We start from the raw sequence: 11,771 nt of genomic DNA on the forward strand, positions 1-11,771 counted from the left end.
GAGTCGAGGTCAGCCCGCGAGCAGCTTCTTGACGACGACGGCGACGCGGCCGCCCTCGGCCAGACCGGCCACCTTCGGGTTCACGATCTTCATGACGGCGCCCATGGCCCGCGGCCCCTCGGCGCCGGCCGCCTTCGCCTCCTGGACGGCCTGGGCGACGATGTCGTCCAGCTCTTCGTCGCTGAGCTGCTTGGGCAGGTACGTGGCGAGGAGCTCGCCCTCGGCCTTCTCGCGCTCGGCGCTCTCGGCGCGACCACCCTGCGCGAAGGCGTCGGCCGCCTCGCGGCGCTTCTTCGCCTCCTTGGTGATCACCTTGAGGACCTCGTCGTCGGAGAGCTCGCGCTTCGTCTTGCCCGCGACCTCCTCCTTGGTGATCGCGGTGAGCGTCAGCCGGAGCGTCGAGGAGCGGAGCTCGTCGCGCTCCCTGATGGCGGCGTTGAGGTCTTCCTGCAGCTTCGACTTGAGCGTGGTCATGGGTTTGATTGTCGCAGGTGTGGGCGGCCGGACGCCCGTTCATTTAAAGGGCGGCAGGGGGACGGCACTTGAGGGGGCGGTGGCGGGAGGAGATGTCGGCGGCGTCTGACACGATGGGCGTATGCGCGCGCGATACGGAGTACCTCTGTCCCTTGCGGCGGCCGGCGCCGCCGGTCTGGTGTACGCGGCGGGTTTCGAGGCCCGCTCCTTCCGGCTGCGGCGGGTGACGGTCCCCGTCCTCCCCGCCGGGATGCAGCCCCTGCGCGTGTTGCAGGTCTCCGACATCCACATGGTCGGCGACCAGCGCAAGAAGCAACGCTGGCTGCGCTCGCTGGCCGGGCTGCGCCCAGACTTCGTGATCAACACGGGCGACAACCTGTCCGACCCGGAGGGCGTGCCCGAGGTCCTGGACGCCCTCGGCCCGCTGATGGAGTTCCCGGGCGCGTACGTCTTCGGCTCGAACGACTACTACGGCCCGAAGCTGCGCAATCCCGCGCGCTACCTCTTCGAGAAGGCCCAGGGCCGCCACGGCCTCAACGGCAACGCGCCTGCGGTGGACGTGGTCCACAACCCGTGGGAGGACCTGCGCGACGGCTTCGACGCGGCGGGCTGGCTGAACCTGACGAACACCCGGGGCATGCTGAAGGTCGAGGGCGTGTCGGTCGAGCTGACGGGCCTGGACGACCCCCACATCAAGCGCGACCGCTACGCGCAGGTGGCCGGCGGCCCGTCGACGTCGTCCGACTTCTCGATGGGCGTCGTGCACGCGCCCTACCTGCGTGTCCTGGACGCCTACACGGCCGACGACTACCCCTTGATCCTGGCCGGCCACACCCACGGCGGCCAGCTCTGCATCCCCTTCTACGGCGCCCTGGTCACCAACTGCGACCTGGACACGGACCGAGTGAAGGGCCTGTCGACGCACACGGCCGAGGGCCGTACGTCCTACCTGCACGTATCAGCAGGCTGCGGCACGAACCGCTACACCCCGGTGAGGTTCGCGTGCCCACCGGAGGTGACGTTGTTGACGTTGGTGGGGAAGGAGTAAAGGAGTAGGGGGAGACGGGGAGGGGCGGCAGGCGGGGAGGCAGGCGGGAGGGCGAGCGCCTGCCGGGTGCGAGCGGCGAAGAAGGCGGATTCGGGCCGTCCCCCGAACGGCCCACCCACATCGCCCCCTTTGTCGGGCTTGCCTAGCTTGAAGGCATGACCGCGCCGATACCCAGGGACATCCCGGATCTGCCCGCGATTCCGCGGACCCATGCGCTCCTGCTCTCCTCCGTCCCCGCCTCGGCGGTGGTGGCCCCCGCACGCCGCCGCCTCGCCGCCGCGCTCCGCCTGCTGCTGGCCGGGACGGCGGCGGCGGGCGTGACGCTCGCCTTCCTGCTCGGCAGCCCGATCCGGGTCCTGAGCCACTTCGCGATCCAGGCCAACATCCTGCTGGCCCTGGTCACACTGCTGTCCGCGCGCCGCGCGTGGACGGCCCGCCGCCCCCTCCCCGCCGCACTGACCGGTGCCGTGCTGCTCTACGCCATGATCACCGGCCTGGTGTACCACCTGCTCCTGGCGGACGCGGCCACCCCGTTCTCGGTGACCGGCACGACGACCGCCCCCACGGGCTGGCACCTGGTCGCCACGCACCTCCTCCAGACCGTGACACCGGTGGCCGCCGTCCTGGACTGGCTGCTGCTGACCGCCCCGGGCTGTATGCGCCTGCGCCGGGCCGCGACGTGGATGCTCTACCCCGTGATCTACCTGGCGTTCTGTTTCACCCGCGCTTGGCTGATCCACGCGGGCGCACCGGGCCGCTACCTCTACCCCTTCCTCGACGCCGAGGCCCACGGCTACAAGCACGCCCTCGCCAACGCGCTCCTCCTCGGCCTCTCCTTCTACGCCCTCGCGGTACTCCTCGTGGCCCTCGACCACGTCCGCCCCAACCCGATCAGCCACCGTGCCAAAACCGGATTTCGTCTCCAGCCACCGGTGGGCTAAAGTAAACGACGTCGCCGCGACAAGCACCACAAGCAGCGACATCGGGGTGTAGCGCAGCTTGGCAGCGCGCTTCGTTCGGGACGAAGAGGTCGTGGGTTCAAATCCCGCCACCCCGACACAGGTCAGAGGCCCATTCGCTTGATCGCGAATGGGCCTCTGTCGTGCGTACAGCAGCGGAGTACAGCAACCGCTATGACTCTTGCTGACCGTCCTCGGCCGCCTGCTCTTCCGCCCGCTTCTGCTGCTTGCGTTTGCCCTTCTTTTCTTTCTCCTGCTTCTTCTGCTTGCTGCCGCCGCCCAGTGCCTTTCCGAGCTTGCGGAGTGCCCGGCGAGTGTCGGCGGAGGGCACGTGTGTGTAGACCTCCATCGTGACGGCGATCTCCGAGTGCCTCAGGATCTGCATCGCGATCCGCGGGTGGACGTCGAGCGCGGCCAGGAGCGAGGCGCAGGTGTGTCGGGTGTCGTGCACGCGGATACGGCGGACGCCGGCGCGCTCGCAGCGGCGGTCGAACTCGCGGGTGAAGTTCCTCGGCTCGACCGGGGTGCCGTAGCGGGTGGTGAAGACCATGTCCGATTCGGTCCAGAGATCATCGGCCCGCTCCTTCGCCGCCTGTTGTTCCTTCTGGCGGAGCCGGAGTGCGGTCAGGCAAATGTCCGGCAGCGGGAGCACGGCCTCCGAGGCCTCCGTCTTGGCCGTGTCGGTGTGCAGGAGACGCCGGCGGACCCGCTGAAGCTGATGACGGATGTGCAGCTCCCCGTTTCCAGGTTCACGTCCGACCAGGTGAGACCCAGCACCTCCCCCTTGCGCAGGCCCAGGACGAGGATCAGCGCGTAGGCGCAGTACAGGTAGTCATGCCAGAGCTGGGCGTTCTCCAGGAAGCTGCACGCCTCCTCGACCGACCAGGGTTCGGGCCGCTTGCGCCGGGCCCGCTGGACCTTGACCAGCTGGGCGACGTTCTTCGAGATGCGCTCCTCAACCATGGCGTTAGTCAGCGCGCTGCGAAGAATCGTCCGGGCGTCGTTGACTGAGCGCTTCGAGAGGGTCTGTCGGCAACACTCCCCCTTGGCGCAGCACCGCCACCGCTCCTCGGGCCGCTTGGCGTCCTTGCCCTGCGCACAGCACTGGCAGGTGTCGGCGAGCTTGTTGAGCCAAGCCCGCATGTCCTGCACGGTCAGCCGGTCCAACCGCTTGGAGCCGAGGAGCGGCACGATATAGAGGCGGACGGTCGTCTCGTAGGTGGCGGCGGTCAGCGGTCGGAGGTTGGGCTCCACGACTTCCTTGAGCCAGTACGCGAGGTACTGAGCGAGGCTCGGCGTGTTCGTCGCGACCGGCCCCTTCTTGGCTTCGTTGTGGAGCTTGAGCCACTTCTCATGGACAGCCGAGCGGGTCGGTCCGTAGACGTACTTCCGCTTGCGATTGCCCTCCGGGGTGGTGACCCAGACATAGGCCGCGTAACCGTTCCGGTAGGCGTAGATGGATCCTTCGCCATTGCCTCGCTTGCCGCTCACGCGGACCACCTCTCGGATTCGTCGGCGCAGCGGTTCACGTACTCGTCCACCCAGGCCGGGAGGATGCGACGATTGCGGCCGATCTTGACGGAACGGATCTCGCCGGTGAGGACGAGCATCTTGGTCTTGGAGAGGCTGAAGCCGAGCATCTCGGCGACCTCAGCCGTCGTGTGCCACTTGCGGTGAAGGGTGGCCGTGGTCATCGGGTTGGTTCTCCTTCTCCGTCGGGGGCGGGTGTGCGTGAGGCGGCGAACAACGCTTCTGCGGCGGTCAAGCCGGTACCGGCAAAGCGCCAGTGGGAGAGGACAAGCACGGTGTCCGGGTCCGGGAGGGGATGGCCGGCCAGGGCTGCTCGTTCGCGGGTGAGTGCTTCGTTGTGGTCGGCGCGTTCCTGGCGGAGGGCGCCGAGGGTGACGGAGTATGCGCGGGACTTGGTGGAGAAGTGGCCGCGGAAGCCGAGCATGTGGGCCCACTTACGCAGTCGGAGTTCTTCGAGTTCGGGGCGTGCGCCGAGGTGCCAGCAGGTGAGGATCATCCGGCGGGCGTGGTCGGTGACGTCGGTGCCGATCAGGTCGGTGATGGGGTTGCGGATCGGGCGGTCGATGGTGCCGGTCGCGCTTTCCGCCCCTTTGGTGGCGTACTTGGCGATGTAGGCGGCGACGGCCCGGCTCGTCAGGTCGGTGGTTCCGGTGAAGTCGGCGGAGCGGATGGGGCGGATGTCGAGCTGTTCGCCGAAGCGGAAGGTGTGGGCGAGGTCGTCGAGTGTCGGGCCGGGGGTCTCGGCGAGCCGGACGGCCGAGCGGATCGCGTCGGTGAGGAGTTCTGTCGTGGCCCAGACGGGCGGGGCGTCCTCGGCACCTTCGGGGCCGTCGAGGCGGATCACGGCATGGAAGTGCACGGCTCCGCGCCGCTGGTACTCGGCGACCTTGGCGTAGGAGAGTTTGAGGCTGTGGCGCAGTTCGGAGCGGGTGATGTCCGCGCGGGTGGCGAGCTGTTGGCGTAGGTAGGTGGTGAATCGGGCCCACAGGGCACCGGCGTGCGCGTTCCAGAGGACGGCGTCGCGGTAGTCGTAGCGCTCCGGGTTCAGCGGGGTGCCGAGGGCGGGGTCGTCGTCCGGGTGGAGGCGTCCGCAGCGGCAGCGGCCGCCGCCGGGCCGGTTGTGGACGGGGCCGAAGGACGGGGCGGTGAAGGTGGCGAAGACGCGGGGGTGTTGGGCGACGGCTGGGCCGATGCCCTTGCCGCCGCTCAGGCCGGCCGTGACGAGGTGGTACGTGTCCTTGCGGTAGACCTCGGCGCAGGCGGCGCAGCGGGTCGCGCGGCGGTTGTTGCAGCGGATGAGGAGCTGTCCGGCGGGAAGGTCGCGGTCGAAGATCTCGCGGACGATTTCGCCGGTCGCGGCGTGGACGTCGAGGCGGTGGCCCTCCATCCGTACGGGCCGCTCGCAGCCGCCGAGCCGCTGGATCTGGTGTGCGAAGGTGCTGAGGTCGCCGTGCTGGGCGAGGGCGGCCAGTTGGCGGATGGCTCCGGTGGGAGCCTCGGGGCGCATGTGCGGCTGCCTCCTTGGAGGGGCGGAAGTCCGGGACGGGCACCCCGGCCTGCGTAGAGGGCTAGACAGCGTGGGCAGGCCGGGATGCTGCGCAGATGAGGTCAGCGGCGGTCGCTCTTGAGGATCGAGCGGATGACGACCGCGCAGACGGCCACGGAAGCGGCAGTGATGGCGACCGCGAGAAGCATGGAGACCAGGACCGCGCCGACGACCAGGACCAGGGCTCCCCCACCGGCGGCGAGGGTGAGCACGCTGCCCGGGGTGAGTTGGACCGCCGGCCGGTTGGCGGTGGGGGCCGCCGGAACCGGGGCCGGGGTGTAGGCGGTGAGGTTGTAGACCGACGGGCTGTAGGTCGCCGGGGGCGTGCTGGTGGGGATCGGTGCGGTGTCCGGGCGGGGGTACTTGGGGGTGAACACGAGGCAGTCCCTTCTGCGGGTCAGTCGAGGAGGGCTGCGACGGCGGGGGCGAGGACGCTGTTGGCGACGAGGTAGCCGCCGAGGAGGAGCAGGGCGACCAGCCACCACGGCGGGCGGGCGAGCTGGACGCCGAGGACGGCGACGACGAGCACGGCGAACCAGAGCGGGACGTCCATGGCGGTGGTCTCCTTCAGGCCTTGCAGCGGTGGGTGCGGGCGGCGAGTTCGGCGGCGGCGCGGCTGTCGTACTCGGTGGAGAAGTCGCAGCGGGGCGCGGTGCAGGCCGCGAGGTGGCGGTTGCGGCCACGGGCGATGTACGAGGCGACCTGCACGGGGCCGATGCGGCGGACGTTGCGGAAGCGCGGGTTCACGGAGTTCGTCCCTTCTCAGAGGTGGGCGGCGACGGACGCGGTCATGAACGGGGGGAGACCGAGCCGCACGCGGACGTGGTCGGGGTCGGCCGGGCGGCCGGTGGTGGCGTGGTGTTCCTCGGCTAGGGCGCGGGCGCGGTCGACCAGTGCGGGTGGCAGGGAGACGGCAGGAGCAGAGGGAGCCGGGGCGGGAACGGTGATCGCTTCGGCAGCGGGTTCCGGTTCGGGGGAAGGCTCCGGGAGCACTTCTCGGTGGGGTTCGTCGCGGGCAGCGGCCGGGGGCGTCTCCGGGGCCGGTGTCACCGGGGGCGCCGGGGTTCGGGGTGTGTGGGCGAGCAGTGTTCCGCCGAAGAAGGCGACGGCGGGCCAGCCGGCCACCACGACGCGGAGCGACGCGGGGACGTCGTCCAGGTCGAGGAGTCCGGCGGTCGCGACGTTCGCGCCGAGGGATGCGGTCAGGGCGACGAGGAACCACAGCCGCGCTCCCCCGGCGGGTTGTCCGGCGCGCTGCTGTTCGCGCATCCGACGCCATGCGGCGACCAGCAGCAGGTCGACGGAGACGGGGTAGGCCCATGCCTTCCAGCCGCCCTGTCCGGCCGCCTCCGCCAGGTCGTGAAGGTGCGCGAAGGACAGGGCACCGGCGATGACGGCTTGGACGATCACGGCGTCCACACGGGCCAGTTGGGCGCGCATCGGTTCGACTTCCTTCCGGTTCGAGGCATGGGAGGGGTAGGGACTCGGCGTGAGGCGGTCACGCCAGCCGTAGGGAAGGGGGTGCGGCTACTCGGTCACCGGGCGAGCGACAGGCACGGCGGTCACCGGAGAGACCCGCCCAGCAGACTCGACCGCGGCGACGGGCCGAAAGGAGTCGAGGCGAGGCAGTTCCGGCACGAGCGCGGAGGTAGCCCGGCAGACGGCCGCCGCTTCGTCGAGGGTGAGGTGCGGCGAGCGAGCACGGGACCAGCCACCGGAGGAGTCGCCGACGATGGCGACGCCGGGCCGTTCGGCCGGAATGGAAGTTGCGGCGAGCGCTGCTTCCGGGGAGATGTCGGCGAGCGCCATGTTCGCCGAGGATTCGTCGTTGACGCGGTGGCAGATGCGGCCGGTGAGCTGGGCGCGGAGCATGGTCGCGCCCTTGCCGAGTTCGGAGCCGAATCGCTGGCCGCACACTTCGAGGTAGATGCCGGCCGCGCGGCCGAGCTGGGCGATGCGGATGAGCTTGGTGACCATGGCGTCGCGTCGCTTCTCGTCGTCCCGGCTTGCGGCGAGGAAGAGTTCCGCGACCTCGTCGACGACAACCACGACCGGCACCGGCCGCACCTCCTCCGGCAGCCCCCACACATCCGAGGTGAGGACGGCATCCGCACTCGCCCCGGACCGGAGACCGATGAGCCGGAACCGTGCCTCCATCTCTTCGAGCAGGACGTCGAGGAGTTCGTTCGCCCGGTCCGAGGTGTCGGCGAGCGCGGACAGCCGGGGTGCGAACGGGGCGAGTTCGACGCCCCATTTGCAGTCGATTCCGACGAGGACGACCCGTTGCCGGGCCAGACCGCACAGCAGGTTGCGCAGGTACACGGACTTCCCGGACTGCGTTGCGCCGAGGATGAGTTCATGCGGCACGGCACGGAAGTCCCGTACATGCCAGCGGCCGTCATCGCGAAGCGCCATGGGCAGGGTGAGAGGTCCGCTCTTGTGCCGCCGCCGGGCGGGCCGCACGTCGGCGAGCACGTCCCAGCCGATCAGCCGCAGTTCGAGCCAGCCCGGCTTGGTAGGGCGGATGTGCACGGCGTGCGCGGCCCAGGCATGCCGCAGCCGGTCGGCAGACGCCATGAAGTCTTCGGGAGCCTGGCCGGTAGCCATGCGCAGCCGCATTACGAGCCCGGACCCGGTTGGCAGCGGGAGCGTCCGGCGAGGCGGGACGGGTGCGGCCTCCCGTCCGAGCACCCGGGCCGTGGCCCGACGGACGGCCGAGGCCGGGACCGTCAGGCCGCAGGCGTCCATCGTGGCCCGGTAGGTGGTGAGCACGCGCAGCGCGACGAACGGATAGCCCACGAGCCACCAGAACGCCACCGGCAGACGACGGCGGAGAACCAGCAGCGCAGCCACGGCGAGCAGGCACAGCACCAGTGCCCAGAGGGAGTCGGTCATGGTGATCAGCCCTGCACCGGAGCGGGGGCGTTGACCATGACGGCGTCCGCCCGGTAGGCGATGCCGTGCCGCATCCGCCCGCCGAACTCGCTCTCCCAAGAGCGGGCGATCAGGCCGGACATGATGACCGGAGCACCCATCACCAGGCCCTCGCCGATGCCCTGCTCTGGAACGGTCACCTTGATCATGTCCGAACCGCCCTGCGCGATGAACACCAGCTCCAGCACCATGAGCCGCTGGTTGGTGACCGGGTCCACGGCGACCTCACCGGTCTGACGGTCCTTCACCTTGACCTCAGGCAGCTTGGTGACCAGCAGCGTTGCGGTAGAGACGTCCACGGGGATGACACGCATTTCTTGAACCTCACTTGTCGGCGACGCGGTCGGTCCGCGCCGCTTCGGCTTGAATACCCCCCTAGACGGCGCGGGGAGTGACCCGCCCTAACTGTCTAGGGGGGTTTACGACTACGTTAGACCGACGATCCGTCAACTGTCTAGGGGGGTATGCAAGACGGCTAACGTGCAGGCCGTTCAACTCTTGCCGAGCGAGGGCCAGGCGAGTGCCACGCGGCGACTCGCCTCATCACCTGCCTGGAAGCGCAGTATCAAGTCTCGGATCAGAGGACCTATCGCTTGGCTTGAGCGCGACAGGGCAGTCGAGTTGCCACGTTCCGGTCTCGCGTCGAGCGCCATATTGGCAGGATGAGGCCCACAAACGCCTACCTAGGGGGACTAGATGGGGCTCGCACCAACACCCGAGACTGCAGTTGCTAGAGACGCGATGGCTCGTCTCCGAAACATGTACGAGCCGATTCTCACTTCTCTGGGACTATCTGTAGGTTCCATCAAGGGCTACGACTTGCCCGATCTGGAGCAGGCACTCACACGGGTCAATGAGGCGATCAGCCACCCAGAGCAGTTCGGCATGATGCGGAGTCCGGGCGTCAAGATGCTCTTGATAGAGCAGCCGGAAATAAGCATCGGCATCCTGCCATTCCTCCTGGAACGGAAACGCCTAATCTTGGAGCGCATCAAGGAACTCCGCAGTAAAGAGCGGCTCGACGGATTGCAGGATCTAATCGATCGGCTTTCTCCCGGACCCGAAAAGGATGAACTGAAGCGCCAACTTGGGGCCCTTGAGGCCGAGGCGGCCGCAGCACGGGAACAGGAGCGCGCAGCTGCGCAGGTCGACAGCGCCGCTCAAGCCCTGGTCGTAGAGGGGTGGCAGAAGGAGCATGAAGCCAAAGAGGAAGCGAAGGACGAGCTCAAGAAGCTTCGCGAAGAGAAGCTCCTCAAAGAGGAGATCGCCGAGAGGAAGTGGAATAGGAGGGTGGCTCGTGAACCGATCGCTACCCTTGTCGGAGCCGTCCTTCTCATCGTGCTCACGACCGTATTCGTGGTTTCAATGTTCCTCAAGATTGTCCCGTCGACGTTGCTATCGAACAGTTTCCTGATAATTTTGGGATACTTCTTCGGTCAGAGCGCGAGCAGCACCAATAGAACGCAGATCACGGAATTCGTGAAGCCGTCAGGCAACAAGAAACGCAAGAATAAGCCCGGCAAACCTGAGACTGCGTAACCTCGCCTACTCCACCCGGGCGATCACAGCATTAGCGATATCCGGCCCCTCGCACCCTAAGAGGCAGCGGCTCGCCTTGTCCCACGATCACCCGCTACGCAAGAACGGTCGCAACCACGTCAGTACACCCAATGAAGCACCGTGGCATCGTCTTGCGCTTTGCCCCGTGGCCAGCGCCGACCGTCGGGATCGTCGGCCTCGGCCCCTCGTACACACCGGATCAGCTCATCCGGCCCGGACGAGTCGAGAAGAGACAAGACCCCTTCCCAGGTGACAAGTTCGAAGGAGTCGACGAGTCTCGTCGCACCATCGCTCAGCAGCGTCACGGACGCCAGCGATTCCAGCGGCACAGTCCCGGTAAGGGCATGTTCGGCCGCTTGCGGATCGGGCCCGGCGATCCAGAAGCCACCCGGCCGGTTACGGAGCCCCGTCAGGGCGTCGCGGTACTCGGCCAGGGCGGCAGCATGCTCAGGGGAACCGGTAGGAAACGCTTCGACCGGCCCGCGCAGCTGCACGCTGACGTCGTCCAGGCGCAGATCCGTGACGGCGGCCGTCTTCCCGTCCTGGTCGGCGAGGAGAAGCGTCGAGTCACCGAGCACGAGGTATTCCAGAGCTCCCGTGCCGGCCCGGACAACGACGACCGTACTCGTCGGACTGGCCCGATGGGTCAGGTCGCAACTGCCTTCGTGCAGGGACCGAACGACGCGGATCGAGTCGGCAAGGCAGTCGGCGAGCGACCGGGCGGGATGCGCGGTGATGGTGCTCAGCAGCAGCCCACCCAACGTCGAGGAGAACCAGGCGATGCCGTGCGTGCACCCGGTGTCGGCCCCGGCCACGCCGGCCCCGTCCAGGAGAACGGCCGCCCCGGCCGCAGCAGCGGCGAAGTCCTCGTTCTGCTGGCCGGTTTCGGAGGGAAGCGAGGCGAGGGCGACGTTCACGCCGTCGTCTCCTCGTCGTGCAGGTAGAGGGGGGTGAGCAGTTCGACGGACTGCGGTTCGTCGGTGTCGGGGTCGTACTCGACGCCCACCAGGGTGGAGAAGTGACGCTCGCCCACCTGTCCCCAGAGCGCGCTGAGGTCGGAGGCGAGCAATTGCACGACGCCGAGGGAACCCGCGGTGTGGATTCCCGCGATGGCGAGCACCGAGCCGTTGCCGTCCGGGCGGGGCAGCCGGCCGAGGTATCCGACGTCGTGCGGGCGGTACGGTTCCGTGTCGGCTCCCGCGCGGTACGACGTGCCGGTACGCCGGTCCGCCAGAGCCCATGGCTCACCCTCCGGGTGTTCCCAGCCGAGTACCGGGTCCTGGGCGTACAGGTCGCTCATGGCCTGGGACATGCCCGGTCCGCAGACGACGACCAGGCCGTCCCGGTTGAGGTCGACCTCACCACTCACCTGGACGTGGCCGGAGCTGACGTCGAGCCCGTACGACTTGGCCAGCTCTTCGAGCCGCTTCCCGGAGTTGACGTCGGCCATGGCGACGACCGGCCGCTTCTTCTCGCCGTCCCAGCGCAGCGGAGTCACGATCGTGACGGCGCCCGCACCGAGGAAGGCCCCCTCGGGCGCCGGGCCGGTGTGCCGGATCTGATGGATCCGCCCGCGGCTCAGGCCGGCCTTCTCGGCGATCTGCGCGTACGACAGCCCTTGCGCATGGAGGTCCTGGACCACACGGCGACGGAGCCGGGCGAGTTCGGTCACCTCCTGCTGCGCGTCGGCCAACCGCGTCGTGACCTCACGCAGGAGCAG

Annotated in this window: 14 protein-coding genes, 1 tRNA gene and 1 pseudogene; 4 read left to right on the forward strand and 12 right to left on the reverse strand. The window is 68.7% G+C overall.

Going from position 1 to position 11,771, the window contains the following annotated elements:
- Window positions 1-9: 9 nt before the first annotated feature.
- Window positions 10-474 (reverse strand): GatB/YqeY domain-containing protein, encoded by a 465-nt coding sequence (locus ACWD4O_RS25885; protein WP_351910405.1) that lies wholly within the window; start codon window positions 472-474, stop codon window positions 10-12.
- Between the two features lie 121 nt (window positions 475-595).
- Between ACWD4O_RS25885 and ACWD4O_RS25890 the strand changes: the two genes are divergently transcribed.
- The 3 genes from ACWD4O_RS25890 (at window position 596) to ACWD4O_RS25900 (ending at window position 2,579) form a co-directional block, all read left to right on the forward strand.
- Window positions 596-1,522, forward strand: coding sequence for a metallophosphoesterase (locus ACWD4O_RS25890; RefSeq protein ID WP_451283253.1), 927 nt, complete (start codon window positions 596-598; stop codon window positions 1,520-1,522).
- A gap of 155 nt (window positions 1,523-1,677) precedes the next feature.
- Window positions 1,678-2,463, forward strand: coding sequence for a Pr6Pr family membrane protein (locus tag ACWD4O_RS25895; protein ID WP_451283255.1), 786 nt, complete (start codon window positions 1,678-1,680; stop codon window positions 2,461-2,463).
- A gap of 42 nt (window positions 2,464-2,505) precedes the next feature.
- A tRNA-Pro gene (locus tag ACWD4O_RS25900) sits at window positions 2,506-2,579 on the forward strand.
- A 176-nt stretch (window positions 2,580-2,755) separates the two neighbouring features.
- Here the strand turns inward: ACWD4O_RS25900 and ACWD4O_RS25905 are convergent.
- The 9 genes and pseudogenes from ACWD4O_RS25905 to ACWD4O_RS25945 form a co-directional block, all read right to left on the reverse strand.
- Window positions 2,756-3,981 (reverse strand): annotated as a pseudogene (locus ACWD4O_RS25905) (tyrosine-type recombinase/integrase); the annotation flags it as partial.
- Entirely contained in the window at window positions 3,969-4,175 is a 207-nt protein-coding gene (locus tag ACWD4O_RS25910; protein WP_391646358.1) for a helix-turn-helix domain-containing protein, read from the reverse strand. The gene ACWD4O_RS25910 and the pseudogene ACWD4O_RS25905, both read right to left, overlap by 13 nt.
- Window positions 4,172-5,518 carry a replication initiator gene (locus ACWD4O_RS25915; protein ID WP_451283257.1) on the reverse strand — a complete coding sequence of 449 codons (1,347 nt, stop codon included), beginning with the start codon at window positions 5,516-5,518 and terminating at the stop codon, window positions 4,172-4,174. Before ACWD4O_RS25915 ends, ACWD4O_RS25910 begins: the two co-directional genes overlap by 4 nt.
- Before the next feature lie 101 nt (window positions 5,519-5,619).
- The gene (locus ACWD4O_RS25920) at window positions 5,620-5,934 is read right to left on the reverse strand and encodes a SpdD protein (protein WP_451283259.1); all 315 of its coding nucleotides are present in this window, start codon (window positions 5,932-5,934) and stop codon (window positions 5,620-5,622) included.
- 20 nt (window positions 5,935-5,954) lie between these two features.
- Window positions 5,955-6,110 carry a hypothetical protein gene (locus ACWD4O_RS25925; RefSeq protein WP_389519018.1) on the reverse strand — a complete coding sequence of 52 codons (156 nt, stop codon included), beginning with the start codon at window positions 6,108-6,110 and terminating at the stop codon, window positions 5,955-5,957.
- A 14-nt stretch (window positions 6,111-6,124) separates the two neighbouring features.
- Window positions 6,125-6,304, reverse strand: a complete 180-nt coding sequence (locus ACWD4O_RS25930; RefSeq protein WP_030795965.1) for a mobile element transfer protein — start codon at window positions 6,302-6,304, stop codon at window positions 6,125-6,127.
- A gap of 15 nt (window positions 6,305-6,319) precedes the next feature.
- A complete protein-coding gene (locus ACWD4O_RS25935) occupies window positions 6,320-6,997 on the reverse strand; it encodes a DUF2637 domain-containing protein (protein WP_451283261.1) in 678 nt (225 codons plus the stop codon).
- Window positions 6,998-7,084: 87 nt separating this feature from the next.
- Entirely contained in the window at window positions 7,085-8,452 is a 1,368-nt protein-coding gene (locus ACWD4O_RS25940; RefSeq protein ID WP_451283263.1) for an FtsK/SpoIIIE domain-containing protein, read from the reverse strand.
- A gap of 5 nt (window positions 8,453-8,457) precedes the next feature.
- A complete protein-coding gene (locus tag ACWD4O_RS25945; RefSeq protein WP_451283265.1) occupies window positions 8,458-8,805 on the reverse strand; it encodes an SCO3933 family regulatory protein in 348 nt (115 codons plus the stop codon).
- 382 nt (window positions 8,806-9,187) lie between these two features.
- On the opposite strand from ACWD4O_RS25945, the gene ACWD4O_RS25950 reads away from it, so the two are divergent.
- Complete coding sequence (locus tag ACWD4O_RS25950) at window positions 9,188-10,030, forward strand: hypothetical protein (RefSeq protein WP_451283267.1); 843 nt, start codon at window positions 9,188-9,190, stop codon at window positions 10,028-10,030.
- A gap of 119 nt (window positions 10,031-10,149) precedes the next feature.
- On the opposite strand, the gene ACWD4O_RS25955 is transcribed toward ACWD4O_RS25950, so the two are convergent.
- A complete protein-coding gene (locus ACWD4O_RS25955) occupies window positions 10,150-10,968 on the reverse strand; it encodes an integrase (protein ID WP_451283269.1) in 819 nt (272 codons plus the stop codon).
- The coding region (locus ACWD4O_RS25960) for a sigma factor-like helix-turn-helix DNA-binding protein (RefSeq protein WP_451283270.1) at window positions 10,965-11,771 on the reverse strand (807 nt) is incomplete at its 5' end. The genes ACWD4O_RS25955 and ACWD4O_RS25960, both read right to left, overlap by 4 nt.

The sequence above is a fragment of the Streptomyces sp. NPDC002623 genome, from assembly GCF_053592635.1.